This is a genomic window from Blastomonas sp. AAP25, from assembly GCF_001295965.1.
GTDB classification, from domain to species: Bacteria; Pseudomonadota; Alphaproteobacteria; order Sphingomonadales; family Sphingomonadaceae; genus Blastomonas; species Blastomonas fulva.
In genome coordinates this window covers 1-25267 of record NZ_LJHP01000016.1, presented here as the reverse complement: position 1 = coordinate 25267, position 25267 = coordinate 1, and the positions used below count along the sequence as shown (strand labels likewise).

26 protein-coding genes are annotated in these 25267 nt (G+C 63.8%); 16 read left to right on the top strand and 10 right to left on the bottom strand.

Annotated features, from left to right (window positions below; genetic code table 11):
• Nucleotides 1–84 precede the first annotated feature (84 nt).
• From IP68_RS12090 to IP68_RS12040, 11 genes are all read left to right on the top strand, one after another.
• Nucleotides 85–543: a DoxX family protein gene (locus IP68_RS12090; protein ID WP_054135396.1), complete on the top strand. Its 459-nt coding sequence runs from the start codon at nt 85–87 to the stop codon at nt 541–543.
• Nucleotides 544–585: 42 nt separating this feature from the next.
• Nucleotides 586–1110, top strand: coding sequence for a sigma-70 family RNA polymerase sigma factor (locus IP68_RS12085; protein ID WP_054135256.1), 525 nt, complete (start codon nt 586–588; stop codon nt 1108–1110).
• Nucleotides 1111–1220: 110 nt separating this feature from the next.
• Nucleotides 1221–1904, top strand: coding sequence for an NrsF family protein (locus IP68_RS12080; protein ID WP_197275793.1), 684 nt, complete (start codon nt 1221–1223; stop codon nt 1902–1904).
• A gap of 125 nt (nt 1905–2029) precedes the next feature.
• Entirely contained in the window at nt 2030–3910 is a 1881-nt protein-coding gene (gene sppA / locus IP68_RS12075; RefSeq protein WP_054135254.1) for a signal peptide peptidase SppA, read from the top strand.
• 58 nt (nt 3911–3968) lie between these two features.
• Complete coding sequence (locus tag IP68_RS12070) at nt 3969–4199, top strand: hypothetical protein (RefSeq protein ID WP_054135253.1); 231 nt, start codon at nt 3969–3971, stop codon at nt 4197–4199.
• Nucleotides 4200–4296: 97 nt separating this feature from the next.
• Entirely contained in the window at nt 4297–4689 is a 393-nt protein-coding gene (gene crcB / locus IP68_RS12065) for a fluoride efflux transporter CrcB (protein ID WP_054135252.1), read from the top strand.
• A gap of 56 nt (nt 4690–4745) precedes the next feature.
• Nucleotides 4746–5993 (top strand): RluA family pseudouridine synthase, encoded by a 1248-nt coding sequence (locus IP68_RS12060; protein ID WP_054135395.1) that lies wholly within the window; start codon nt 4746–4748, stop codon nt 5991–5993.
• Entirely contained in the window at nt 5990–6658 is a 669-nt protein-coding gene (locus IP68_RS12055) for an HAD-IA family hydrolase (protein WP_054135251.1), read from the top strand. Before IP68_RS12060 ends, IP68_RS12055 begins: the two co-directional genes overlap by 4 nt.
• Complete coding sequence (locus IP68_RS12050; protein ID WP_054135250.1) at nt 6655–6876, top strand: hypothetical protein; 222 nt, start codon at nt 6655–6657, stop codon at nt 6874–6876. Before IP68_RS12055 ends, IP68_RS12050 begins: the two co-directional genes overlap by 4 nt.
• A gap of 10 nt (nt 6877–6886) precedes the next feature.
• On the top strand, nt 6887–7597 hold the full coding sequence (locus IP68_RS12045) for an ATP12 family chaperone protein (RefSeq protein WP_054135249.1): 711 nt from the start codon (nt 6887–6889) through the stop codon (nt 7595–7597).
• Between the two features lie 124 nt (nt 7598–7721).
• Nucleotides 7722–8468, top strand: a complete 747-nt coding sequence (locus IP68_RS12040) for a hypothetical protein (RefSeq protein WP_156318094.1) — start codon at nt 7722–7724, stop codon at nt 8466–8468.
• A gap of 58 nt (nt 8469–8526) precedes the next feature.
• On the opposite strand, the gene IP68_RS12035 is transcribed toward IP68_RS12040, so the two are convergent.
• The 8 genes from IP68_RS12035 to IP68_RS12000 form a co-directional block, all read right to left on the bottom strand.
• Nucleotides 8527–10554 (bottom strand): 3-hydroxyacyl-CoA dehydrogenase NAD-binding domain-containing protein, encoded by a 2028-nt coding sequence (locus tag IP68_RS12035; protein ID WP_054135247.1) that lies wholly within the window; start codon nt 10552–10554, stop codon nt 8527–8529.
• A gap of 18 nt (nt 10555–10572) precedes the next feature.
• Nucleotides 10573–11793, bottom strand: a complete 1221-nt coding sequence (locus IP68_RS12030) for a serine hydrolase (RefSeq protein ID WP_054135246.1) — start codon at nt 11791–11793, stop codon at nt 10573–10575.
• A 35-nt stretch (nt 11794–11828) separates the two neighbouring features.
• On the bottom strand, nt 11829–12620 hold the full coding sequence (locus tag IP68_RS12025; RefSeq protein ID WP_054135245.1) for an SDR family NAD(P)-dependent oxidoreductase: 792 nt from the start codon (nt 12618–12620) through the stop codon (nt 11829–11831).
• A gap of 26 nt (nt 12621–12646) precedes the next feature.
• Nucleotides 12647–13423, bottom strand: a complete 777-nt coding sequence (locus IP68_RS12020) for an SDR family NAD(P)-dependent oxidoreductase (RefSeq protein ID WP_054135394.1) — start codon at nt 13421–13423, stop codon at nt 12647–12649.
• 2 nt (nt 13424–13425) lie between these two features.
• Nucleotides 13426–14499 (bottom strand): phosphotransferase family protein, encoded by a 1074-nt coding sequence (locus IP68_RS12015; RefSeq protein ID WP_054135244.1) that lies wholly within the window; start codon nt 14497–14499, stop codon nt 13426–13428.
• Between the two features lie 22 nt (nt 14500–14521).
• The gene (locus tag IP68_RS12010) at nt 14522–15604 is read right to left on the bottom strand and encodes a Zn-dependent alcohol dehydrogenase (RefSeq protein WP_054135243.1); all 1083 of its coding nucleotides are present in this window, start codon (nt 15602–15604) and stop codon (nt 14522–14524) included.
• Between the two features lie 83 nt (nt 15605–15687).
• Nucleotides 15688–16977 carry an acyl-CoA dehydrogenase family protein gene (locus tag IP68_RS12005; protein WP_054135242.1) on the bottom strand — a complete coding sequence of 430 codons (1290 nt, stop codon included), beginning with the start codon at nt 16975–16977 and terminating at the stop codon, nt 15688–15690.
• 25 nt (nt 16978–17002) lie between these two features.
• Nucleotides 17003–18436, bottom strand: a complete 1434-nt coding sequence (locus IP68_RS12000; protein ID WP_054135241.1) for an MFS transporter — start codon at nt 18434–18436, stop codon at nt 17003–17005.
• 323 nt (nt 18437–18759) lie between these two features.
• Between IP68_RS12000 and IP68_RS11995 the strand changes: the two genes are divergently transcribed.
• From IP68_RS11995 to IP68_RS11975, 5 genes are all read left to right on the top strand, one after another.
• The gene (locus tag IP68_RS11995) at nt 18760–19941 is read left to right on the top strand and encodes an acyl-CoA dehydrogenase family protein (RefSeq protein WP_054135240.1); all 1182 of its coding nucleotides are present in this window, start codon (nt 18760–18762) and stop codon (nt 19939–19941) included.
• A gap of 138 nt (nt 19942–20079) precedes the next feature.
• Nucleotides 20080–21216, top strand: coding sequence for an acyl-CoA dehydrogenase family protein (locus IP68_RS11990; protein WP_054135239.1), 1137 nt, complete (start codon nt 20080–20082; stop codon nt 21214–21216).
• A gap of 156 nt (nt 21217–21372) precedes the next feature.
• Nucleotides 21373–22515 (top strand): acyl-CoA dehydrogenase family protein, encoded by a 1143-nt coding sequence (locus tag IP68_RS11985; RefSeq protein ID WP_054135238.1) that lies wholly within the window; start codon nt 21373–21375, stop codon nt 22513–22515.
• A 5-nt stretch (nt 22516–22520) separates the two neighbouring features.
• Complete coding sequence (locus tag IP68_RS11980; protein ID WP_054135393.1) at nt 22521–23321, top strand: SDR family NAD(P)-dependent oxidoreductase; 801 nt, start codon at nt 22521–22523, stop codon at nt 23319–23321.
• Nucleotides 23322–23429: 108 nt separating this feature from the next.
• Complete coding sequence (locus IP68_RS11975; protein ID WP_054135237.1) at nt 23430–24149, top strand: DUF4197 domain-containing protein; 720 nt, start codon at nt 23430–23432, stop codon at nt 24147–24149.
• A gap of 2 nt (nt 24150–24151) precedes the next feature.
• Here IP68_RS11975 and gmk read toward each other — a convergent pair whose 3' ends face one another.
• Both gmk and IP68_RS20480 read right to left on the bottom strand, forming a co-directional pair.
• Nucleotides 24152–24811: a guanylate kinase gene (gmk, locus tag IP68_RS11970; protein WP_054135236.1), complete on the bottom strand. Its 660-nt coding sequence runs from the start codon at nt 24809–24811 to the stop codon at nt 24152–24154.
• An 86-nt stretch (nt 24812–24897) separates the two neighbouring features.
• Nucleotides 24898–25267, bottom strand: a 370-nt coding sequence (locus IP68_RS20480; RefSeq protein WP_054135235.1) for a hypothetical protein, incomplete at its 5' end; no start/stop codon positions are given.

Genomic DNA, 25267 nt, shown 5'->3' with positions numbered 1-25267 from the left:
CGTTGAGGCGCGCGGTGACGGGCAGATGGCCTTCCCGAACTTCCAATGCCTCTGATGTTTCAGGCCCATATGGAAGCCTTGCCCATGATGTCTCTGCTCCAGCGCCCCCTTGCGCTGCTTGATACACGGTTGTTCGAGGGGGTTGCCCTTCTGGTTGTGCGGCTGGCGCTTGCCGCGCAGTTCTGGCGTTCGGCGCGCACCAAGATCGTCGACGGAAGCTTGCTGGAGATCGATCCCATCACCTTCGATCTGTTTCGCGACGAATACCACATGCCCGTGCCCGAGATCACCGGCGTCATGGCGACCTATGCCGAGCATGCCCTGGCTGCGCTGGTGATGCTGGGGCTGGCGACGCGGTTCGGCGCGGCGGGGTTGCTCGTCATGACGGCAGTGATCCAGCTGTTCGTCTATCCCGAAGCGTTCTGGAATCCGCATGTGCTGTGGTTCGGCCTCGCGCTGGTGCTGCTGGCACGCGGCGGAGGACTGTTTGCGCTCGACCGGGCCTTTGACCGATCGAGCAATGCCAGGGTGGCGCTGCGCTGATGCTTGCCGCTTCGCCGCTGGCCGCGTAGATTTCGAACCCACATGGCCAGTGAGGATGACACGCTGCGGCAATTGATGCTGGCTGCCCAGGCAGGCGACCGGCAGGCCTATGCGCGCCTGCTGCGCGAGTGCCAGACATGGCTGACACGATATTTTGCTCGGCGCATTCCGCCATCGCAGATCGACGATCTGGTGCAGGAGACGCTGATCTCGGTGCACCGCAAGCGCGCGAGCTATGACGGCGAGCGGGCCTTCCTGCCCTGGCTGGCCGCGATCGGCCGCTACCGATGGATCGATCACCTGCGCAAGGTCTATCGCGCCAGCGAAACCGGACTCGATGAAGCCCTGCACGCCGCACCGCAGGACGAGTCTGTAGTCGACATGCTCAGCGTCGATGCGCTGCTGCTGCAGTTGCCCGACCGGCAAGCCGAAGTGATCCGGCTGGTCAAGATCGCAGGCTACAGCATCAGCGAAGCCGCTGCGCGCACCGGCCAATCGGAATCGCTGGTCAAGGTCAACATCCATCGCGGTATCCGCCGGATGAGCGCGATGATCGAGAAAGTGTAACCCCATGGCTCACCGCCACGAACTCGTCTGGAACCTGTTGGATGCCTGCAAGGCGTCACCGTCTGCGCTCCGGTATGTCCGGTACAGCGGAACACGAATTGGATCTGATCATGCAGCATGATGCCTCCACTCCGGGCAAACCCGGGGTGGACCTCTTGGATATCGACAGGCTGGCAGGCGAACTTGTGCCCGTGCGCCGGTTGCGGGTGCGCGAGGGCCTGGCGATTGCGCTCGCGATGATGGCGATTTGCGGTCTGGCGATCGGCTTTGGCCTTGGCGTGCGGGGCGATGTCGCCAATGGCGTGCCGCACTGGATGTTCATCGCGCGCTCGGCGACGCTGCTGGGGCTGGGGACCGCTGCAGCGGCAGCAGCGCTGTCATCGGCCAGCCCTTCGATCGGCGGCACCCGCCGCACGTTCTGGACATGGACTCTTGCCATCGCCTCGGTCTTCCCGCTGGGCGCGATAGGGGTGTGGATCGGCGATGTCCGCTCGCTGGACGACGCCCGCCGGTTTCTCGATCCGCAATACGGCATGCAGTGCCTTCGGATGAGCGCGCTGTGCGCGGCATTCATCGGCACCGCGATGACGGTTTGGATGAAGCGCGGTGCCCCCGTCTCGCCCAACCGCTCGGGATGGCTGGTCGGGCTCGCATCCGGCAGTCTTGGCGCTGCTGCCTACTCGATCAGCTGCAGCGAGAATGTCGTGATGTACATCGGCACGTGGTACACGCTGGCGATTGCCAGCTGCGCCATCGCCGGGCGGCTCATCGTACCCCGGGTTCTGCGCTGGTGAACCGTTCGCCACGTCGGTTATCGAACGCTGTTCGCCGTCTGTCGCGCGAAGCGGTGGCATTTGGCATCAACGCCCCCTAGATACGGGTCTGGGGCACATCCGCCCGCAGCGGAGCTTTTTGGATCATGGGTTTTGTCAAAGGCGCCTGGAAGGTGCTGGTGGCCATCAAGGACGGGCTCGTCCTGCTGGCCATGCTGTTGTTCTTCGGGATCATCCTTGCCGCGCTTTCGTCGCGGCCCAATCCCGCCGCGGTGACCGAAGGGGCGTTGCTCGTCCAACTGGACGGCGTCATCGTCGAGGAGCCCGAGAATATCGACCCCATCGCCACGCTGCTCGGCGGCCAGGCGCCGCTCAAGCAGTTCCGCGAGCGCGACGTTATCCGCGCCATCGACACCGCAGCTGAAGATGACCGCATCAAGGTCATCGCGCTCGATCTCGACCGGTTCATGGGCGGCGGGCAGGTTTCGCTCGAGCAGATCGGCGAGGCGATTGGCCGCGCCAAGGCTAAGGACAAGCCGGTTTACACTTTTGCGACCTTCTACAGCGATTCCGCCTATCTGCTGGCAGCGCATGCCAGTGAGATCTGGATCGATCCGATGGGCGGCGCAGCCTTCACCGGACCGGGGGGGTCGCGCCTGTATTACAAGGACTTCCTCGACCGCTTCAAGGTGACGGCGCATGTCTATCGGGTCGGCACGTTCAAGAGCGCTGTCGAACCCTATCTGCGGTCCGACCAGTCGCCCGAAGCCAAGCAGGCGCTGCTTGCCGTGTATCAACCGATCTGGGCCAACTGGCAGGCCAATGTGAAGAAGGCGCGGCCCAAGGCGGATCTGGCGAGCTATATCGCCGATCCCGCCGCCGCGGTCACCGCAGCGAACGGCGATCTGGTCAAGCTTGCGACCGACCGCAAGATCATCGACAAGGTCGGCGACCGCACGGCGTTCGGCAAGCGCGTCGCAGCGCTCGCCGGGGCAGACGAGGACGAGGGGCCAGGCGCTTTCAAGCACACCAGCCTGGGCGACTGGGTCGCGGCCAATCCGGCCAAGACCGGCGGCGATGAGGTCGGGGTGATCACCATCGCGGGCACGATCGTCGATGGCGAGGCCGGACCCGGAACCGCAGGCGGCGACCGCATCGAGAAGCTGCTGCACGAAGGGCTGCAGCGCGACAACCTGAAGGCGCTGGTGGTTCGCGTCGATTCGCCGGGTGGGTCGGCGTTCGCATCGGAACAGATTCGCCGTGCTATCGAGGTCTATCGCGGTAGGAAGATCCCCGTGGTCATCTCGATGGGCAACGTCGCAGCCAGCGGCGGCTATTGGGTCGCGACGGCAGGCGATACCATCTTTGCCGAGCCTTCGACTATCACCGGATCGATCGGCATCTTTGCCGTGCTGCCGAGCTTCGAGCGCGCGCTTGCCGACTATGGCGTGAAGGCAGATGGCGTGGCGACCACCGATCTGTCGGGCCAGCCCGATGTGTTCGGCGGCTTCAACAGCACCGTCGACACCTTCATCCAGGGCACGATCGAGCATGACTATCGCCGCTTTCTGGGACTGGTCGGCAAGGCGCGAGGGATGACCCCTGCACAGGTCGACCAGATCGCGCAGGGCCGGGTCTGGGATGGCGGCACCGCCCGCCAGATCAAGCTGGTCGACCGCTTCGGGTCGATCGACGATGCGATTGCCGAGGCGGCGAAGCGCTCCAAGCTGAAGGATGACGGCTATTCGGTGCGCTATCTGCAAACCGAGCCTGATGCCTTCGAACAGTTCGTCTCGGGCATGTTCGGTCCGACCGAGGACAGCCAGCAGGCCCACGGACTTGTCGCGCAGCTCGCCTGGCAACAGCAGGCGGCGCTGGGGCAGGTGATCGGCGATCTCAACGTGCTCGGCGGGACCCAGGGCGTGCAGGCATGGTGCCTGGAATGCTCGGGCGCCCTCCCACCGCGGACGTCCGCGCGGGCAGAGCTCGGCTGGCTCGCGCAGATGTTGAGCCTCAAGGGAACCTGAGCCCGATCGACTGCGTAGCGATGGGTACAGCTTTTCACCGCTACGCAGGAGATCATCCATGGCCAACCCGTCCGACCAGCAGAACGACCAGCACCCCAATGACGGCAAGGAATTCGGCGAAGGCAACTACAAGGCCGCGCAGAATTATCGCGAAGCGCAGGAAGAATTCGCCGCCGACAAGGACCGGGTCGCCGAAAAGGCCCGCGAAGCCGCCGACGCGCTCGATGGCGCCGAAGCTGACGACCTCGCCAAGGCCGAAGCTGCTGCGCGCGACGGCCATTCGGCCTGATTTCCCAAGATGGACCGTGCTGCAAAGTGCGGTCCATCGGGGCAGGGAACCGAATAGACCTAGCCAATAAGCGTCCAATCCCGCTAAGGCAGGCCGGATGGACGTTCATCTTACTTACAAGGCCACCGGACTGGTGATGGCAGGCGGCGCTTTGGGCGCCGTGCTGCGATTCCACGGCACGCAGCTAGCGGTGCGGCTGGGCCACACCGGCTATCCCTTCGCTACGCTTGGCGTCAACATTATCGGCGGGTTCGCCATGGGTGTGGTCGCGGCGCTTGTTCTGCGCGGGCATGTCGGCGAGCCGCTGCGCCTTTTCGCTGCTGTCGGCGTGCTTGGCGGTTTCACGACATTTTCGGCCTTCAGCCTCGAGATGTTCCAGATGATCGAACGTGGACAGGTGGCTCTGGCGCTGGGCTATGCGCTGCTGTCGGTCAGCCTGTCGCTTGCCGCGCTCGCTGCCGGATACGCCATCACACGGGGCCTGACATGAAGCCTCCTGTTGGCAAGACACCCGCAAGGCGTGCTGCTGCGCCCGCGCGCAAGCCCATGCCGGCGGCGCCCGCCGCGGCCATTCACGGCGCGAGCGAGGCACGCCAGTTCACCATCGATACCGATGACGACGGCATCCGGCTCGACCGCTGGTTCCACCGCCATCTGCCCGATGTGAATTTCAACCTGGTTTCGCGCTGGGCGCGCACCGGACAGATCCGTCTTGATGGCAAGCGCGTTGGCCCCGGCGACCGCATCGCCGCCGGCCAGACGATCCGCATCCCTCCTTCAGAGGTCGAACCCGAGCGGTCGGTGGCACGTGAAATGCCCAAGACGCTCTCCGACGATCAGATCGCTTATGCGCAGTCGATGGTGATCCACCGCGATCGCGCCGCTTTGGTTATCAACAAGCCGCCGGGTCTGGCGACGCAGGGCGGTACGCGCACCCATGCGCATGTCGATGGCCTGGGCGAGGCTTTGATGTTCGACAGCGCGGTTCGGCCGCGGCTGGTCCACCGGCTCGACAAGGACACCTCGGGCGTGCTGCTGCTCGCCCGCACCCCGGGCAGCGCGGCCTATTTCGCCAAGCGCTTTGCCGGGCGCAACGCCAAGAAGATCTACTGGGCGCTGGTCGTCGGCGTGCCCGATATCTATTCGGGCCTGATCGAGCTGCCGCTCGCCAAGCAGCCTGGGACCGGCGGCGAAAAGATGCATGTCGACGAGGAAAACGGCCAGCCATCGCGTACCGCCTATCAGGTGATAGAGCGCGCGGGATCGCGTGCCGCCTGGGTCGCGCTCCAGCCCTTTACCGGACGCACCCATCAGCTGCGCGTCCACATGGCGGCGATCGGCCATCCGATCGTCGGCGATGGCAAATATGGCGGGCAGAACGCCTTCCTGACCGGCACGATCAGCCGCAAGATGCACCTGCACGCGCGCCGCCTTCGGATCGCGCATCCCGATGGCCCCGCGCTCGATATCACCGCCGAATTGCCCGAGCATTTCGCCGAATCGATGGAGAGCCTGGGCTTCGACCTGGCGCTCGGCGAAACCGCTTTTGCCGACGATACGCCCGAGCCTGCCACCCGCGAGGTCAAGAAGCAGCAGGCCCGCGCGCACGCCAAGACGATCCGCAAGGAACGGCGTGGCGAGCGCCGCAGCCGCTCGACCGCCGCTGCACCTGTCGGCAAGGGCAAGCCTGCGGGCAAGGCCAAGCCCGTTACCGGCGGCCCTGCCAAGCCGGGTGGCCGCACCAAGCCGGTCACTCCGCGCGCCGCGCCCAAGCGGACACCCCGGCGCCCATGACGACGCGACTTGCGATCTTCGACTGCGACGGGACGCTGGTCGACAGCCAGGCCAATATCTGCCGGGCGATGGAGATGGCTTTCGCCGCCGAAGGGCTGGGGCATCCGGACCATCACCGCGTCCGCCGTATTGTCGGGCTGTCGCTCGTTGAAGCGATGCGCGTGATGCTGCCCCAGGCCGAGCCGCAGTTTCACGTCGTGCTTGCCGATCACTACAAGAACGCCTTTCACGAACTGCGCGGCAACGGTACGCTGCAGCAGGAACCGCTGTATGACGGCCTGACCGAACTACTCGACCGGCTCGACCGGCAGGGCTGGATGCTCGCGGTCGCCACCGGCAAATCGGATCGCGGGCTCGACCTGTGCCTGACGCATCATGGTATCAAGCACCGCTTCGTGTCACTGCAGACCGCGGACCGCCACCCCTCCAAGCCGCACCCGTCGATGATCTATCAGGCGCTCGCCGATGCCGGCGCAGAGCCGCATGCTGCGGTGATGATCGGCGATACCAGCTATGACATGGCGATGGGCGTTGCCGCCAACGTCCGAGCGATCGGGGTCGACTGGGGCTATCACGACGCTGCGGAACTGACCCAGGCGGGAGCGGACAGCATCGCCTATTCGATGGGCGAGCTGTTCGATCATATCGCGCAGGGCGCGGCATGACCGCCGAAGATAGCCAGGCCCGCGCGCGCTTCTTCGTTATCGGCGCGGTCCGGCTGGCCGGTGCCATCACCATCGCTCTCGCGGTCGCGATCACCTATGGCCGGATCAGCGGCGTCCCGCGCGAATTCGGGTATGGATTGCTGCTCTTCGGCATACTCGAAATGCTGATCGTCCCGCAGATCCTGGTCAAGCGCTGGAAAAGTCCCTCATCCGAATGATCGCCATACCATGAAGCGCTTCTACAAGACCGTTGCCACCCAGGCGGTGGCCGATGGCCATGCCCTGTTGCTGGATGGCCGCCCGGTAAAGACCCCGATGCGCCAGCCTCTGGTGGTGCCCACGCGCGCGATGGCACAAGCGGTGGCGGCCGAGTGGGAAGGGCAGGGCGAGGAGATCGTGATCGCCTCGATGCCGCACACCGGTTTTGCCAATGCCGCGATCGACAGGATCATACCCGAGCCCGACCGGTTCGTGAGCGATATCGTGGCCTATGGCGAGACCGATACGCTGTGCTATCGGGCCGACCCGGGGGAGCCACTGGCCGAACGTCAGCAGCGCGATTGGGAGCACATCCTTCAATGGGCCGAAAATCGCTATGATATCAGGCTGGTGCGGGTCGCAGGTATCATCCATCAACCGCAAGCACAGCACAGCCTGTCCCGCCTGCAATCAGTTGTTGCTGCGCATGACGGTTTCGTCCTGGCGGGGCTGACGACAATTGCCAGCATCGGAGGATCGCTTCTCGCAGCACTCGCATTGCTCGAAGAAGCCTTTGATTCCGAAACAATTTGGCGTGCGGTTTGCCTGGAAGAGCTTTGGCAGGAAGAGCTATGGGGCGCGGACTTCGAAGCGCTGGAGACCCGCCGCCTGCGTCGGGCCGCGTTTGACGACGCCAAGTGCTTTTGCTCTCTTGCGCAGGACACCGGCGGGGAACGTTAGGGGGCTCCCGGCGTTCCTTCTTCGTTGCTGTCAAATCCATCGGTGCCGCAACCGATCTGTGTCACTGGCTTGCAAAGGCCTCGGGACCGGTTGCGTGCACGCCATCTCAAGGAGAAAATCCCCCATGATGAAGTCTGCGATTTCCGTACTTTTCGTTTCGAGCGCCATGGCGCTGGCTGGAGCGCCCGCGCTCGCACAGGATGCCGCTGCCGCTGACGGCCCCGCAACAGCACAGACAACGCAGGCACCTGCCACGACGCTGACCCCCGAACAGGCCGAAGCGCAGAACAAGGCGATTGCCGATTTCACCGCCGCGCAGCAGGCGCAGGCCGCTGGCAACCACGCCGAAACAATCGCGAAGCTGGAACCTGCCCTGCCGGTGATCAAGGAAATCGCCGGACGGGACCCAGCGAACGTCCAGAATGCTGGCTTTTATGCCAGTGCGCTGACGATCGTGGCAAACTCGCAGGGAGCGCTTGGCAACATCGACGCCATCGCGCCGTTGTATACCGAAGCTGCACCGCAGTGGACGAAGGTCTATCAGGCCGACAAGGCCAATGCGGGAGTGCGCGGTACCTTGGTGTCGATCCTCGTAAACTTGGGCAACTTCAGCCTGAACAAGCAGGACAAGGCTGCGGCCAAGCCCAATTTCGAGCAGGCGCTCGCAATCGCCAAGGAAGGCCGCGCGGCCGACCCGACTTCGGCTGATCTCGCCAATGCAGAATTCTCGAGCCTGATCGGTCTCAACCAGTCGACTGGCGAGGCGAGCTATCTCGAAGCCGCCAAGCCGCTGGGCGCTGAATTGCGCGAAAAGGGTACCGTCAGCGCGGCAAACAAGCCCGCTGTGGATGCGATCCTCGGCGCAGCCTGATCGCTACAACTTGATAAAGGAAAACCCCGCCGGATCGTCTCCGGCGGGGTTTTTCGTATCAGAAGCCCTCGTTTTTCTCGGCCTTTTCCGCCAGCAGCGGTGAGATTGTGAAACCGTGCTTCTTGAGCCCCTCGACGATCTTGGGCGTTCCTTCCAGCCCCGCCCAGAACATCGGGCCGCCGCGATAGACCGGCCAGCCATAGCCGTAGATCCACACGACATCGACGTCGGAAGCGCGCTGCGCCATGCCTTCCTCGAGGATCATCGCGCCTTCATTGACCATGGTGTACAGCGTCCGCTCGATGATCTCCTGATCACTGATCTCGCGCTTGGGCATGTTCGAGCGCGAGCGGAAGTCCTCGATGATCTCGGCGACGCGAGGGCTCGGCGTGGGATTGCGCTTCTCGTCATAGTCATAGAAGCCCGCGCCCTTTTTCTGGCCCCAGCGGTCCTCGGCGCACAGCGCGTCGCGGATCGACTCGATGCGGGTGGGGTCACGGTGCCAGCCGATATCGACGCCCGCCAAATCGCTCATCTGGAACGGCCCCATCGGCATGCCGAACTCGACATGCACGCGGTCAATCTGCTCAGGCGTCGCGCCTTCCATCAACAGCTTGTTGGCCTCGACCTGACGCGGCATCAGCATGCGGTTGCCGATGAAGCCATGGCAAACGCCAGCCACGACCGCGACCTTCTTGATCTTCTTCGCCAGCGCCATGACGGTCGCGAGCACGTCGTCGGCGGTCTTGGCGCCGCGCACGACTTCGAGCAGTTTCATCACATTGGCAGGCGAGAAGAAGTGCATGCCCAGCACATCCTGCGGGCGACTGGTCGAAGCGGCGATCTCGTCGACGTTGAGATAGCTGGTGTTGCTTGCCAGGATCGCGCCGGGCTTGGCGATCGCGTCAAGCTTGCCGAACACCTCCTTCTTGACGTCCATGTTCTCGAAGATCGCCTCGATGATCAGGTCGCAATCGGACAGGTCATCCAGCGAGAGGGAAGGGGTGAGAAGCCCCATCGCCTTTTCGACCTGTTCGGTGGTCAGGCGACCCTTGGCAGCGCTCGCCTCGTAATTCTTGCGGATAACACCAACACCGCGGTTCAGAGCTTCCTCGGCCTGCTCGACGATGGTTACCGCGATGCCTGCCGACAGGAAGTTCATCGTGATCCCGCCGCCCATGGTGCCCGCGCCGATGACGCCGACCCTGGCGATCGGGCGCAGCGCGATATCGCTGGCGATGCCGTCAATCTTGCTCGCCTTGCGCTCGGCAAAGAAGATGTGACGCTGCGCCGCAGACTGCGATCCAAACATCAGCTTCATGAACTCGGTGCGTTCAAAGTCGATTCCTTCGGCAAACGGCAGCCGGGTGGCAGCCTCGACACAGGCGATGTTGGCCGCAGGTGCGTCAAAACCGCGGAACTTGCGGGCGTTCTCCTTGCGGAAGGCCTCAATCGCGGCATCGTCGGGCGAAATCGTTCGCTCGCTGACGCGCGGGATCGGACGAATGGCCTTGACCTTTTCGGCCAACGCCAGCGCGGTGTCGAGCAGGGCGCCTTCCTCGGCCAGTTCATCGACCAGGCCCCATTTGTGCGCCTGGGTTGCGGAGATGGGATCACCCTTGGCGGTCATCTCGAGTGCAGCCTTGACCCCGACCACGCGTGGCAGACGCTGTGTGCCGCCTGCGCCGGGCAGCAGGCCCAGCTTCACTTCGGGAACGCCAAGCTTGGCCGAGGGCACGGCGACGCGGTAATGCGCACCCAGCGCTGTCTCCAGACCTCCGCCCAACGCGGTGCCGTGGATCGCGGCGATCACCGGCTTGTCGAACGCTTCGATCTTCGGGATCAGGTCAGTGAGGATAGGCTCAACCGGAGGCTTGCCGAACTCGGTGATGTCGGCACCTGCAAAGAAGGTCTGACCGGCACAGATCAGCACCACGGCCTTGATGCCATCATCGGCGGAAGCTTGCGTCAGCGCGGCATCCAGACCGACACGCACACCTGCGCCCAGCGCGTTGACCGGGGGATTGTTGGAGGTGACGATCAGGATATCGCCGCGTTTTTCGGTGGAAATCGGGGAGTCGGACATGACGTGTGTTCCTTGTGCTTATTCGACTGCGGCGTAGAGCATCGTCTTGATCTCTCGCCGGATGGGATAGGTGCTGGATGGCATCAGCTGGGTCATGAAAATCATCACGATGTCTTCGATCGGATCGACGAAAAATGCCGTCGAGAACATGCCGCCCCAATAGAAATCGCCCACCGATCCCGGGACGCCCGTAGCGGCGGAATCGATCGTGGTGGCAAAGCCCAGTCCGAAGCCCGCACCCGCATTCTCCGCCTCGCTGAAAAGCGCCTTGCTGTGCTGGGTCAGGTCGCCGCCACCGGGGAGGTGGTTGGAGATCATCAGGTCGAGCGTCTTGCGACCGAGGATCCGCACCCCGTCCAGATTTCCGCCATTGAGCAGCATCCGGCAGAAGCGATGATAATCCGCGAGCGTCGACGCCATGCCGCCGCCGCCCGAAAGCTGGCTGGGCGCGCGACCCCAGGCGGTGGTCGCGCCGGGATCGTACATCTTCATCTTTTCGGTGGGATGGAAGACGAAGCAATCGGGCACGCGGTCGAGCTTGCTCTCGGGAACCTGGAAGTGCGTGTCGACCATGCCCAGCGGCCCGGTGACCCGATCGGCGATGATCTGATCGAGCGGCTTGTTGTCGACCCGCTGCAGGATCGCCCCCAGAATGTCGGTCGAGATCGAGTAGTTCCACGACGTGCCCGGATCGAACTGCAGCGGGATACCGGCGAGAATGCGGACAAGCTCTTCCAGGTCGGGGCCGGCAAAGGCTTCCAGCTTGTGCTTGCGATAAGCCGCGTCGATCGGCGTGCGTTCCTGGAACCCGTAAGTGAGCCCCGAGGTGTGGCGCAGCAGATCGATCATCCGCATCGGCTGGCTGGTCGGCCGGGTGACGAACGGCTGGTTGCCGCCGCCCGAGACGAACACGCCCAGGTTCCTCCATTCGGGCAGGATGCGATGCACCGGGTCGGACAGTGCAATCCGGCCTTCCTCCACCAGCTGCATGAACGCGACCGACGTGATCGGCTTGGTCATGCTGGCGATGCGGAAGATCGCGTCTTCCTGCAACGGCTGGCCCGGTCGCGCTTCCCCCTGCAGCGACAGATGCGCAATCTCGTGCCCGCGCCCGATCAGCAGCCCAGCATGGGGCAGGCATTGGCTTTCCAGATATTTGCTGTTGATATGGGCGGGTATGCGCTCAAGCAAATGCTGGTTGAAGCCTAAGTCGGCCGGGTCAGACACAAAAATGCTCATCTGGAAAAATCCGTTGCTCCATGGGGGTTGTGAACTCAGGTAGCCGTCTGGCCGAAGCGTTGCCGGGCGTAAGGGTGCGAACTGGTGAGCCCGCCATCGACGACAAGCGCATGGCCGTTGACATAGCTGGACCGGTCCGACGCCAGGAACAGCGCGGCTTCGGCGATCTCGTTGGGGACGCCGCCACGCTGCATGGGGTTGAGCTGGCCGATCTTGTCCTCAAAGCCTTTTTCGCGCGCCTTGGTGTAGATGAACTCGGTCATGCCTGTCTCGATGAGGCCGGGGCAGATCGCATTGCAACGCACGTCGCTTCCGGTCAATTGCTGCGCGGCGATGCGGACCAGATTGATCACCCCGGCCTTGCTGGCCGTGTAGGCCGGGCCGCCGGCGCCCGAGCGCAGGCCTGCAACCGATGCCGTGCAGATGATCGAACCGCCATTGCCTGCATCGGCCATGACCTTGCCGGCATGCTTGATCGCAAGAAACGGGCCGATGAGGTTGATCGCCAGGATGCGCTCCCACTCTTCCACCGTCTGGTCGAAGATGCCGTCGAACCCGCCCGAGATCCCCGCATTGGCAAAGAACACATCAAGCTTGCCATGCTGCTCGACCGCCTTGGCGACCAGCATCTCGACATCGGCTTCCTTGCTGACATCGGCCTGGATCGCGGTGATCGCATCGGGGTTCTGCGCTGCGGTCTCGTCCTGCTTGCCGGTGATGTCACTGGCAATCACCTTGGCGCCGTGCTGAGCGAACAGCAGCGAACTGGCCCTGCCGATACCGCTGCCAGCACCGGTGACGATGGCAACCTTGCCCTGAAGATCCATGAAACTACCCCTCCTGATGCGGCTTGTCAGAGCGCCGCTGCGATTGTCGTGCCGCCATCGATGACGATGGACTGGCCGGTGATATAGGTCGATGCGTCCGATGAGAGAAACACCGCCGCGCCCGCGATCTCGTCGGGCTGGCCGATCCGGCGCATCGGCGTAACACTGCGGATATGGCCCATCACCTGTTCATTCTCCCACAGCGCGCGCGCCATGTCGGTCTGGATCAGTCCAGGCGCGATGCAGTTGACGCGGATGTTGTGCGGCCCGAGTTCGACCGCCAGATTGCGCGCCAGCTGGAAATCGGCGGCCTTGGAGATGTTGTAGACGCCGATGCTGCCAGTGCCTTGCAACCCGCCGATCGACGAAATGATGACCACCGATCCGCGCCCGGCAGTGCACATGTCGGGGATCACCATCTGGATCAGCCAGTGGTTGGACAGAATGTTGTTGTCGAGAATCTTGCGGAACTGGTCGTCGCTGATCCCGCTCATTGGCCCGTAATAGGGGTTGCTCGCGGCGTTGCAGACCAGAATGTCGACCGGGCCCAGCTGCGCGCGAGTTTGGTCGACGAGGTTCTGCAGGTCTTCCTTGCGCGAGATGCTCGCCGATACCGCAATCGCGGTGCCATCGCCATGTTCCGCGTTGATCTCGGCTGCGACCGCATCGCACGCATCCTGCTTGCGGCTTGAGATCACCACCTTGGCGCCCTGAGCCGCAAGCTTGCGCGCGGTTGCCGCACCGATCCCGCGCGACGAGCCGGTGATGATGGCGACCCGGCCAGTCAGGTCGAAGCTGGAGATGGTCACTGCGCGCCGGCCTTCTTGGCATATTCCCAGGCGGCCTGAGCGAGCGGAATGACCCGCTGCGCCATCTGTTCGGCCTGCGCGCTCGACGCGGTGCCGTCGATCACCCGCTTCTTGATCCCCTGCAGGATCGCGGCGATGCGGAACTGGTTGTAGGCGAGGTACCAGTCCATGTCGGGGACATGATCGAGACCGGCCTTCTCGACATAACGCGCGGTCGCCTCCTCGATGGTCGGGATGCCCAACGCCTTGACGTCCACCCCCAGCAGGCCGTTGCGCCCCTCGGCGGGCTGCACCCAGCTCATCAGAAAATAGGACAGGTCGGCGATCGGATCGCCCAGCGTCGAAAGCTCCCAGTCGAGCAGCGCGAGGACGCGCGGCTCGTCCTTGTCGAAGATCATGTTGTCGATGCGGAAATCACCATGCGCGATGCCGAAGCCGCGCTGTTCGGGAACGGTCTTTTCCAGCCATTCGATCAGCTGGTCCATCTCGGGAATGGTCTCGGTTTCGGACAGGCGATACTGTTTGGTCCAGCGCGAGATCTGCCGCGCGCAGTAATTGCCCGGCTTGCCATAGCTTTCCAGTCCGATGGCGACGGGATCGAAGCTGTGCAGATGCGCCAGCGTATCGATCATCGCATTGTAGATCGCGGTGCGCTGTTCTGGCGTCTTGCCGGGCAGGGTGCCATCCCAATAGCTCGCGCCGTCAGTGAAGCCCATGACGTAGAACATCGATCCGATGACGCTGTCGTCCTCGCACAGGCCGTACTGGCGCGAGACCGGGAAGCCCTGATCGAACAATGCCGCCTGGACGCGGTATTCGCGGTCGACGGCATGCGCCGATGGGAGCAGCGGTCCGAAGGGCTTGCGCCGCAGCACATAGGCAGCGTTGGGTGTCGTCACCTTGTAGGTGGGGTTGGACTGGCCACCCTTGAACTTGGAAAGCGACAGCGGGCCTGCGAAGCCTTCGACGTTCGCCTCGAACCAGGCGGTCAGGCGCGTCTCGTCGAGGCGGTCCTGTTCGGGCACTTCCATGGTGCCAGTCATCGTCGCCTGTGCGTCGATCTGATCCATAATCGCTGAAATCCTCACCCAATCAATTATATGTAACCACCGACCGCGCGGAATCGCCGATCCGCAGCGCATCGAACGCCTCGTTGATCCGCTCGAGCGGCATGCGTTCGGCAATGATGGTGTCGAGGTCAAGCATCCCGCGCATGTAGAACTCCACAAGCCGTGGAATTTCAACAGGAAAACGGTTGTTGCCCATCAATGCACCCTGCAGCTTCTTGCCCTGCAGCAGTTCCATCGCGCTCAAGGACACCTTCTCGGCGAGCGGCATCATGCCGAGGATCGTCGCGGTGCCGCCGCGCCGCAGCACCTTGACCGCCATCGCCCCCGAGGCCGGACGCCCCACCGCCTCGATCGCGTGGTGGACGCCGCCTTTGGTCATCTCGATTACCTCTTCGGCAGCGCCCTCGGCGCTCGAATCGATCATGTCGGTGGCACCCAGTTTGTGCGCCAGTGCGCGCTTGTCCGCCACCGGATCGATCGCGATGATCCGCCCGGCACCTGCAATCTTCGCCGCGTTCACCGCTGCCAGCCCGACCCCGCCGCAGCCGACGATGGCAACCGTCTCGCCCGGCACCAGGTCGGCCGCGTTGAAGATCGCGCCCGCACCGGTGGTCACCGCACAGCCGATGACGCAGGCCCTGTCGAGCGGCATTTCGGGATTGATCGCGACGCACGCATGCTCGTGGATCAGCATCATCTCGGCATAGGCCGACAGGTTGAGCATCTGGTTGACCGGACCGTCCTCCAACCGAAGCCGGGCCGGTTCGCCGGGCTTGCGACGGGTGTCTCCGCCCAGACAAAGGGACATTTGCCCGGTGACGCAATATTCGCAATGGCCGCAATAGGCGCTGAGGCAGGTGACCACCGCATCGCCGACCTTCACCGTCGATACGCCATCGCCCACTGCCTCGACGATCCCGGCGGCTTCATGGCCGGGGATGAAGGGCAGGGGATGCGGATAGGAGCCGTCGACGAAGTGCAGATCGGATCGGCAAACCCCGGTCGCTGCGGTGCGGATCAATACCTCACGCGGGCCGGGCTTGTCGATGATGACATCGCGCACTTCCAGCGGCTTGCCGGGCTCAAAACAGATGGCGGCTTTCATCGTTGCTCTCCCAAGCCCTGTCACAAACTTGCCCCGTCTGACGCAGGGCTTTCCCTCTCCCGTTAAGGGAGAGGGAAAAACGTTCAACGCGTCACACCCAGATCACCCGAGCTGAGCGCACCGTCGTCATCATTCACGCCGTGGCGTCCCAGTTCCATCCGCGCGATGGTGCGGTTGTGCACCTCATCGGGGCCATCGGCAAGCCGCAGCGTGCGCATATGCGCATAGGCCTTGGCGAGACCGAAGTCTTCGCTGACACCAGCGCCGCCATGTGCCTGGATGGCATCGTCGATGATCTTGAGCGCCATGCGGGGCGCGGCGACCTTGATCATCGCGATCTCGGCCTTGGCGTACTTGTTGCCGACCTTGTCCATCATGTCAGCAGCCTTGAGGCAGAGCAGGCGGTTCATCTCGATATCGATGCGCGCAGCGGCCAGACGCTCATCCCAGATGCTGTATTCCGAGATGCGCTTGCCGAAAGCGACGCGGGTTTGCAGACGCCGTGCCATCTTGGCCAGTGCCTCTTCGGCCACGCCGATGGTGCGCATGCAGTGGTGGATGCGGCCAGGTCCAAGCCGGCCCTGCGCGATCTCGAACCCGCGACCCTCGCCCAGCAGGATGTTCGAAGCCGGGATGCGAACGTTGTTGAGCTCGATCTCCATATGGCCGTGCGGCGCGTCATCATAGCCGAACACCGGCAGGTGGCGCACGATGTTCACGCCGGGCGCATCGAGCGGCATCAGCACCATCGATTGCTGAGCATGGCGCTTCGCCTCGAAATCGGTCTTGCCCATCACGATCGCGATCTTGCAGCGCGGATCGCCCGCGCCAGACGACCACCATTTGCGGCCGTTGATGACATATTCGTCGCCTTCGCGGCGGATCGAGGTTTCGATGTTGGTCGCATCGGAAGAGGCAACCTGCGGCTCGGTCATCAGGAAGGCAGAGCGGATTTCGCCGTCCATCAGCGGCTTGAGCCACTCGTCCTTGTGCGCGCGGGTGCCATAGCGGTGCAGCACTTCCATGTTGCCGGTGTCGGGCGCCGAGCAGTTGAACACCTCGCTCGCCATGCCGACACGGCCCATTTCCTCGGCGCAGAGGGCATATTCGAGGTTGGTGAGGCCGGGGCCATCGAATTCGAAGCTGTCGTCGACATGCGCCAGATTGGGGTTGGAGGGCGGCATGAACAGGTTCCAGATGCCCGCAGCCTTGGCCTTGGCCTTCTCTTCCTCGATCACGGGCAGCACCTTCCAGCGCGACCCTTCCTTCTGCTGAGCGTCATAGTCCTTTTCGCGCGGACGGACATTGCTTTCGATGAACGCGCGGACGCGGTCGCGCCAATAGGCCTGGCGCTCGGTAAGATCAAAATCCATGTTTCGGGTTTCCTTTCATAGGGATCTAGCGATTGGCGATATCTGCAAGCCGCGCTTCATGATCGGCGCGGCCCAGCGGAAAGCGGGTGAACAACCAGGCGCACAACACGCCGATGACCGTGGTGGCGATGGCAAAGGTGACGGCGAGGCGATCGATGACCTGCGCGGCCACTTCCCCCGGCTGGGCATTTTCGGGGAAACCGGCGGTCGACAGGATCAGCGCAGACGCGAGAATGCCGAGCCCGCCGATGCACTTCTGCATGAAGAAGAAGCCGGCGAAGAAAATCCCCTCGGTGCGCTTGCCGCTGCTGGCTTCGGCCGCGTCGGTGACATCGGCGATCATCGAACTGATCATCATCATCGCGCAGATACCGAAGGTCGTCGACAGCGCAATCAGCCCCAGCACCAGCGCGATCGAAAGCGTTGTGCCGTTGTCGGGGAACAGCCCTGCCAGACGCAGCCAGTACGGCATCGTCGCAAGCGTCAGCGACAGCAGTGCGCCGATCGCGGCGGTACGCGGCTTTTCCAAGCGCCGCGAGACCGGTCCGACGATCACGAACGCCAGCGCGACGCCGAGGAAGAGCACGAACGGATAGATGTTGAACGCCATTTGCGGGAACTCCCACACGTACAGCATCAGATAGTTGGTCAACGCAAAGAACAGCCCCTGATTGGCAAAGGCGCAGATTCCCGCGGCGAGCAGCAGTTGGAAAGGCCGGAACTTCAGCGCGGCGACAAAATCGCCCAGGCCGTGCGCGGCATGGCGGATGTCGCCGGTATTGGGCTTGGCCATCAACCTGTGCGTGCCGAGCGCGGAGACGACCACCGAGACCAGCATGACGATCGCGCCCGCCACTGCATAGCGGTGATAGCCATTGGGGTTGAGCACGCCATTCTCATAGCCGGGCTCGGGCACCAGAAGCAAAGCATAGGCGGCGTAGAGCATCACAAGGCCCCCCAGCCAGCCGAACAAGAAGCGATAGCGCAGCACCTCGGTGCGTTCGTGATAATCGCGGGTCATCTCCGGCAGCATCGCCAGCGCCGGAACCTCATAAGCAGAGAACGAGAAGCGCACCGCCATGGCCACCACAATCAGATAGACGAACAGGCCGCCATTGCCGATCTCGGGCGGGTTCCAAAGCAACAACCACGACAAGGCGATCGGCAGCGCAGCGGCATAGAGCCAGGGGTGGCGCCGACCCCAGCGGCTGCGCGTCGCATCGGACTTGTGGCCGACAATGGGATCGAAAAAGGCATCTGCGATCAGCGCGATCAGCACCGCAAGCCCAACCTGCTCGGCGGGCATCCCCACGACCTGGTTGAAATAGATCAGCAGGAAGACGGCAAAGCCGTTGTCCTTGATGCCATAGGCCACCGAGCCGAAGCCGTAGGCCAGCTTGGTGCCCATCGAAACGCGGGCGGCAACTGGCTTGGTGGTCAGGCTGGCAAGATCGGTCATGCGTGGCAAGCGCCCCCAAGGGTGGCGCGATGCCGACGGGCGACATGAGGCACCGCCGCGCCTGTTGGCGCTGGCCATGCTATGGACCGGGCGGCCCGCTGCATTGATTCTCTCCCGCTTGCTTTGCTTGGGGTTACCATATGACGCCTGCCGTAAACGTCAACCGCGCTCGCGCTGACGTTACGGCATTCGGCCTAGGATTCAACAGGCTTGCAGCCCGGTTCGCTCCACCATAGAATGAGTAGCGAAGCGCAGTTTTGGCCGCAGGAAAAACTTCCCGGCCAGGGCGCGCGCTGGATCAAACCATGCGGGAGAGGATGACGATGAGCGATCTCGATCAGTTCAGACTGGACGTGCGCGAATGGCTGGAGGCGAACTGCCCCGCCGAGATGCGCGAGCCGGTGCGCGGCGAGGATGACGTCTGCTGGGGCGGACGCAACTGGACTTTCAAGAACGAAGCGCAGAAGCAGTGGCTGGAGCGCTGCGTGGCCAAGGGCTACACCGTTCCCGACTGGCCCAAGGCCTATGGCGGCGCTGGTCTCTCCGCAGGCGAGGCCAAGATCCTCCGTCAGGAAATGGCGCGGATCAACGCGCGCCCGCCGCTGTCGAGCTTCGGCATCTGGATGCTCGGCCCCGCACTGCTGCAGTTCGGGACCGAAGAGCAGAAGGTGCATTATCTGGGCCAGATCGCGCGCGGCGAAATCCGCTGGTGCCAGGGCTATTCGGAACCCGGTTCGGGCTCCGACCTCGTCAGCTTGCAGACCTTCGGCGAAGACAAGGGCGACCATTGGGTGGTCAACGGCCAGAAGATCTGGACCAGCTATGCTGACAAATGCGACTGGATCTTCTGCCTGGTCCGCACCGACAAGACCAACAAGTATCAGGGCATTTCCTTCCTGCTGTTCGACATGGAGACGCCCGGCGTCACCACCAAGCCGATCAAGCTGATCAGCGGCAACTCGCCGTTCTGCGAGACCTTCTTCGACAACGTCGTCGTGCCCAAGGAGCAGATCGTCGGCGAACTGAACCGCGGCTGGGATGTCGCGAAGTATCTGCTGGGCCATGAACGCGAGATGATCTCGGGTGGCGGCCTCGGCGATGGCGCGCCGTCGCTGGGCGCGCAGATGCTGGGTTCGATCGGTGCCAACGGCCTCGGCCAGCTCGACGATGGCTTGCTCCGCGCGGAGCTTGCGCAGTTCGATGTCGATGCGCTGGCGTTCAAGGCGATGGCCGAGCGCTTCACCGACGAGATGAAGTCGGGCAAGGGCCACCCCGCCCAGCCCAACATGATGAAGTACGCCGGAACCGAGCTCAACAAGCGCCGCCACGAGCTGGTGATGGCGGGCAACGGATCGGACGCGCTCGAATGGGAAAGCGAAGCTTCCAAGGGCGGCGCAAAGGCGCGCAACTGGCTGCGCACCAAGGCGAACAGCATCGAGGGCGGCACCAGCGAGGTGATGCTCAACGTGATCGCCAAGCGCATCCTCGACCTGCCGGGGGCGTGATCGCCATTTAGCCCTTTTTGATCGGTCCCCTGCGCAAGCAGGGGTCCATCTCCCGAGCGTTGCGTTTGGTGCACCGGCAGGAGATGGCTCCCCGCCTTCGCAGGGAACCGCGCATCTCAAGATTTGCGAGACATTTCCATGCCAATGTACCTCAACGAAGACCAGGCGATGCTGCGCGACAGCGCGCGCGAGTTCCTCAAATCGGAAGCCCCGGTCAGCCATCTGCGCAAGCTGCGCGACGACAACTGCAAGGACGGTTTCCGCCACGCGCTGTGGAAGCAGTTCGGCGAAATGGGCTTTACCGGAATCCTGATCGGTGAAGACGATGGTGGCCTCGGCCTCGGTCATGTCGAAGCGGGAGTCGTGCTCGAGGAGATCGGCCGCAACCTGTCGCCGTCGCCGTTCCTGACCACTGCGATCGCAGGCGTTGCCGCGCTGAACCATGGCGGGCAGCATCTCAAGGACAAGTTCTTTCCCGGCATTCTGGCGGGTGAAACCGTGCTCGCGCTGGCGATCGACGAAGGCGCCAAGCACCGGCCTTCGCACATCGCCACCAAGGCCGAGCGTTCGGGCAACGGCTTCAAGCTTACCGGGAACAAGCAGTTCGTGATCCAGGGCGCGAGCGCCGATGCGCTCATCGTTGCGGCGCGCACCGCGGGCGCCCCCGGTGAAACCGACGGGCTGACGCTGTTTGCGGTCGATAAGGACGCCGCGAACATGTCGATGGACAGCACCCGGCTGGTCGACAGTTCGATGGCGGCGCATGTCACGTTCGACGGTGTGGAGGTCGATGGCGATGCGGTGATCGGTGAAGTCGACAACGGCTGGCAGGTGCTCTCCTCGCTGCTGCGTGCAGGGCGCGCAGGCTCGGCCGCAGAGCTGGTCGGCGTGGGTGCAGGGGCGATGGACATGACCGTCGATTACCTCAAGCAGCGCAAACAGTTCGGGCGCCTGATCGGCGAGTTCCAGGCGCTGCAGCACCGCGCCGCGCATCTCTACAGCGAAATGGAAATCGCCCGCGCCGCCGTGCTCAAGGCACAGCAATTGCTCGACGAGGGCAAGGACAGCGCCGAGATTTACGTTTCGGTCGCCAAGGCCAAGGCTGGGCGCACCACCAACTTGACCGTGCGCGAAGGCGTGCAAATGCATGGCGGCATCGGCATGACCGACGAGTACGACATCGGCTTCTACATGAAGCGCGACCGCGCGCTCAACGAGTTCATGGGCGATGCGAATTTCCACGCGGGCCGGGTGGCTGAAATTTTCGGGTACTAACTGGCTTCTCCCCTCCCGTAGGCGGGAAGGGTGGCTGAGGCGCAGCCGAAGCCGGGTTGGGCCTACCCTGCTGTAAATTTCAGGCCCACCCCGGTCCAGCAAGCTGGACCCGCCCCTCCCGCAAGCGGGAGGGGAGAAAGATGCAAGGAGAGCGGTATGGCACTCGATCCCGATATCTTCGACGCGCTGCTCGAGGGCGTACGCCGGTTCGTCACCGAGCGGCTGCGTCCGCTGGAAGCCCAGGTGTCGGAGACCGACGAGATCCCCGATGATCTGGTGCAGGAGATGCGCGAGCTCGGGCTTTTCGGACTGTCGATCGGCGAGGAATTCGGCGGGCTGGGCCTCAACATGGAGGAAGAGGTCCGCATCGCGTTCGAGCTCGGGCGCACGTCGCCCGCGATGCGATCGACCTTCGGCACCAATGTCGGCATCGGCAGCCAGGGACTGGTGATGGACGGCAACGATGCGCAAAAGGCGAAGTATCTGCCGAGAATCGCCAGCGGTGAGATCATCACCTCGTTCGCGCTGACCGAGCCCGATGTCGGGTCGGACAGCGGCGCGGTGAAAACGCGCGCCGAGCTCGACGGCGATTCCTATGTGCTCAATGGCTCCAAGCGCTACATCACCAATGCCGACAAGGCCGACCTGTTCACCGTGATGGCGCGCACCGGCGGCCCCGGCCCCAAAGGGGTGAGCGCCTTCCTGGTGCCGCGCGATCTACCAGGGCTTTCGGTGGGCAAGCCCGAGCGCAAGATGGGTCAGCAGGGCGCGCATGTCTGCGACGTGATCTTCGACAATGTGCGCGTTCCCGTGGAAAACAGGCTGGGCGCTGAAGGCGATGGCTTCAAGGTCGCGATGCGCGTGCTCGATCGGGGGCGGCTGCATATCTCGGCTGTCTGCGTTGGCGCGGCCGAGCGGCTGATTGCCGACAGCGTCGCCTATGCCAAGGAGCGCAAGCAGTTCGGCAAGCCGATCGCCGAGTTCCAGATGATCCAGGCGATGATCGCCGACAGCGTCGCTGAAGCCAAGGCGGCCAAGGCTTTGGTGCTGCAGACCGCCCGCGCCAAGGACCGGGGCGAGCGGATCACCGAGGATTGCGCCTGCGCCAAGCTGATCGCCTCCGAAATGGTCGGAAGGGTCGCCGATCGCGCGGTGCAGATCTTCGGCGGGGCGGGTTATATCGCCGATTACGGAATCGAACGCTTTTACCGCGATGTCCGCCTGTTCCGCATCTATGAGGGAACCAGCGAGATCCAGCGCACCATCATCGCAAGGGAAGCCTTGCGCAACGAAGGATGAATATGATGAACATCGAACAGCTGTTTTCGGTCAAGGGCAAGGTCGCCCTCGTGACCGGCGGATCGCGCGGCATCGGCAAGATGATCGCGCAAGGCCTCATCGCCGCTGGCGCCAAGGTCTATATCTCGGCGCGCAAGGCCGATGCCTGCAATGCCACCGCGGAAGAACTCGGCCCCAACTGCATTTCGCTTCCCGCAGACATCTCGAGCGTCGCAGGCGCGCGCCAGCTGGCGGCGCAGCTCGCCGAGCACGAGAGCCGTCTCGACATCCTGGTCAATAACGCAGGCGCGGCCTGGGGCGCTGAGTTCGAGGATTTCCCTGAAGTCGGCTGGGACAAGGTGATGGACCTCAACGTCAAGTCGCCCTTTTTCCTGACCCAGGCGCTGCATGGTCTGCTCAAGGCGGGTGCGACCGCCGAGACCCCTGCGAAGGTGATCAACATTTCGTCGGTCGATGGAATGCGGATCAACCCGTGGGAAACCTACAGCTATCAGGCCAGCAAGGCGGCGCTGATCCAGCTGACCAAGCGCATGGCAGTCCGCCTGCTGCGCGATCATATCTACGTCACCGGCATCGGCCCAGGCGCGTTTCCGTCTGACATGAACAAGGCCGCGCGCGATCATGGCGACATGGTTTCAAAGAGCGTACCCAACAAGCGCGTCGGCGACTGGATGGACATTTCCGGCGCGGTGATCTTTCTGGCCAGCCGGGCCGGGGATTACGTCATCGGAACCACGATCCCGGTCGATGGCGGCATCGTCAACGCGCAGGTGCCCACGGGCGGCTACGACCCCGAAGGGCACTGATCCACTTCAAGCCGCGATGTGACGACACGTAAAATCGCAGCGCCTGCTCTGGCGCTGCGGTTCGCGTTGCTGCATCCTGCTGCAAGGACAAGAGCAGGAGAGAGCAGCATGGCATTCCGGAGCATTCCTCTCGCGCTGGCGCTCGCCGTCTCGGCAGTCACCGCCGGTGCCTTCATCGCGCCGACCGCCGCCGTCGCGCAAAAGGCCAAGGCCGGCAAGGCGGCGGGCGGATCGATGAAGGGGCTGCTTGGCAACGCTTCCGACAGTGCACTCGACCAGTTGTCCAGGCCTGGCGCATTCTATGCCGATCAGGCCGTGCGCATCCTGCTGCCAGGTCCGCTGCAAAAAGCGGCCAAGTTGATGAAGCTGACCGACAAGGCGGGGCTTACCAACAACCTTACCCGTTCGATCAACGATGCCGCTGGACTTGCAGCGCAGGAAGCCAAGCCGGTGTTCCGTTCGGCGATCGATTCGATGACGCTGACCGATGGCGTCGGCATCGTCACCGGAGGCGATACCGGCGGCACGCAATATCTCAGGCGGACCTCGGGCGATGTGCTGCGGCAGAAGATGCGGCCGCTGGTGAGCGATGCACTGGGCAAGACCGGCGCGCTCAAGCAACTCGATTCGCTGGGGCGCGGGGGCGGAACCGGCAGCATGCTGGGTGCCCTCGCTGGCGTGGATCTGAGCCGCGACGGGTTGATCGACAGCGTCACCGATCAGGCGATGTCCGGCATCTTTACCTATATCGGGCGCGAGGAATCGAATTTCCGCAAGAACCCGCTCAAGGCCGGGCAGAAGCTGCTCGACGCCGTCACGGGCAAATAGCCTTACGGGCGGTCGGTGGGGTTCATCAGGTCGCGGACATAGTCGATAAGACCGGTCTGGCGGGCGCGCCGCATGCGTTCGGACTGCAGGATCTGGCAGACCTTGGTGAAGCAGCTCTCGACGTCGTCGTTGATCACCACGAAGTCATAGCCGTCCCAATGGCTGATCTCGTCCTGCGCGCGCGCCATGCGGCTGGCAATCACCTCTTCGCTGTCGGTGTTGCGGCCACGAAGCCTGCGGTGCAGTTCCTCGAGCGAGGGCGGCAGGATGAATACGCGCACCACATCGCCCTCTGCGCGCTGGTACAGTTGCTGCGTGCCCTGCCAGTCGATATCGAACAGGAAATCCTGTCCCTCTCGCAGGCCCTGCTTCACTGCAGCCTTGGGCGTGCCGTAGAAATGGCCGAAAACCTTGGCCCATTCGAGCAGCGCGTTGTCCTCGACCAATTGGTGGAAGGTGGCTTCGTCGATGAAGTGGTAATGGGTGCCGTCGATCTCGCCGGGGCGGGGAGGGCGGGTGGTGACCGATACCGAAAGGCACAGCTGCGGGTCCGCTTCCAGCATCATCCGCGCGATGGTGGATTTGCCCGCGCCCGAGGGCGATGAAAGGATGAACAGCAGCCCGCGCCGAGCGAGCGCATTTTTGGAAGCGGAAATGACCATGGCGGCTCATGGCCAAAGCCGGGCCTTTGCGTCAACCGGTTTGTGCAGTTGGCCCGGGATGCAATCGATCGATCAGGACCCGACGATTAGCCCTTGGGCTTGGAATTGAGCTCAGCCTCTTCCTTCGCCTTGCGCTGATCGTAGATCGCCTTGGCGAGCAGTGCGCCGCCCACCAGCAGAGCGCCGGGAACCGAGCGAGTGGCGATGCGCGCGGCGATCGCGCCCATCAGCGTCCCACCGAAAAACCCGGCGGCAAGATTGCTCTTGGCGCGCGAGCTGATCAGGCTGCGCACCATCTCGTCATTGGCAGCGGTCGAGATCAGCCGACCCGCACCGCTGATCGCCCCGCGCGACCAGTGCGCGGGCGGCGTCGATGTCGCAGGCGCGCTACCGTTTGCAACAGGTCCGGGAGTCGCTGCCGGAGCGGCGGGGGCAGGGACGGGGGCGGGCGGGGTC

Coding starts and splice junctions, on each gene's coding strand:
- IP68_RS12090 (WP_054135396.1), top strand. CDS start 85: ATGATGTCTCTGCTCCAGCGCCCCCTTGCGCTGCTTGATACACGGTTG.
- IP68_RS12085 (WP_054135256.1), top strand. CDS start 586: ATGGCCAGTGAGGATGACACGCTGCGGCAATTGATGCTGGCTGCCCAG.
- IP68_RS12080 (WP_197275793.1), top strand. CDS start 1,221: ATGCAGCATGATGCCTCCACTCCGGGCAAACCCGGGGTGGACCTCTTG.
- sppA (WP_054135254.1), top strand. CDS start 2,030: ATGGGTTTTGTCAAAGGCGCCTGGAAGGTGCTGGTGGCCATCAAGGAC.
- IP68_RS12070 (WP_054135253.1), top strand. CDS start 3,969: ATGGCCAACCCGTCCGACCAGCAGAACGACCAGCACCCCAATGACGGC.
- crcB (WP_054135252.1), top strand. CDS start 4,297: ATGGACGTTCATCTTACTTACAAGGCCACCGGACTGGTGATGGCAGGC.
- IP68_RS12060 (WP_054135395.1), top strand. CDS start 4,746: ATGCCGGCGGCGCCCGCCGCGGCCATTCACGGCGCGAGCGAGGCACGC.
- IP68_RS12055 (WP_054135251.1), top strand. CDS start 5,990: ATGACGACGCGACTTGCGATCTTCGACTGCGACGGGACGCTGGTCGAC.
- IP68_RS12050 (WP_054135250.1), top strand. CDS start 6,655: ATGACCGCCGAAGATAGCCAGGCCCGCGCGCGCTTCTTCGTTATCGGC.
- IP68_RS12045 (WP_054135249.1), top strand. CDS start 6,887: ATGAAGCGCTTCTACAAGACCGTTGCCACCCAGGCGGTGGCCGATGGC.
- IP68_RS12040 (WP_156318094.1), top strand. CDS start 7,722: ATGATGAAGTCTGCGATTTCCGTACTTTTCGTTTCGAGCGCCATGGCG.
- IP68_RS12035 (WP_054135247.1), bottom strand. CDS start 10,554: ATGTCCGACTCCCCGATTTCCACCGAAAAACGCGGCGATATCCTGATC.
- IP68_RS12030 (WP_054135246.1), bottom strand. CDS start 11,793: ATGAGCATTTTTGTGTCTGACCCGGCCGACTTAGGCTTCAACCAGCAT.
- IP68_RS12025 (WP_054135245.1), bottom strand. CDS start 12,620: ATGGATCTTCAGGGCAAGGTTGCCATCGTCACCGGTGCTGGCAGCGGT.
- IP68_RS12015 (WP_054135244.1), bottom strand. CDS start 14,499: ATGGATCAGATCGACGCACAGGCGACGATGACTGGCACCATGGAAGTG.
- IP68_RS12010 (WP_054135243.1), bottom strand. CDS start 15,604: ATGAAAGCCGCCATCTGTTTTGAGCCCGGCAAGCCGCTGGAAGTGCGC.
- IP68_RS12005 (WP_054135242.1), bottom strand. CDS start 16,977: ATGGATTTTGATCTTACCGAGCGCCAGGCCTATTGGCGCGACCGCGTC.
- IP68_RS12000 (WP_054135241.1), bottom strand. CDS start 18,436: ATGACCGATCTTGCCAGCCTGACCACCAAGCCAGTTGCCGCCCGCGTT.
- IP68_RS11995 (WP_054135240.1), top strand. CDS start 18,760: ATGAGCGATCTCGATCAGTTCAGACTGGACGTGCGCGAATGGCTGGAG.
- IP68_RS11990 (WP_054135239.1), top strand. CDS start 20,080: ATGCCAATGTACCTCAACGAAGACCAGGCGATGCTGCGCGACAGCGCG.
- IP68_RS11985 (WP_054135238.1), top strand. CDS start 21,373: ATGGCACTCGATCCCGATATCTTCGACGCGCTGCTCGAGGGCGTACGC.
- IP68_RS11980 (WP_054135393.1), top strand. CDS start 22,521: ATGAACATCGAACAGCTGTTTTCGGTCAAGGGCAAGGTCGCCCTCGTG.
- IP68_RS11975 (WP_054135237.1), top strand. CDS start 23,430: ATGGCATTCCGGAGCATTCCTCTCGCGCTGGCGCTCGCCGTCTCGGCA.
- gmk (WP_054135236.1), bottom strand. CDS start 24,811: ATGGTCATTTCCGCTTCCAAAAATGCGCTCGCTCGGCGCGGGCTGCTG.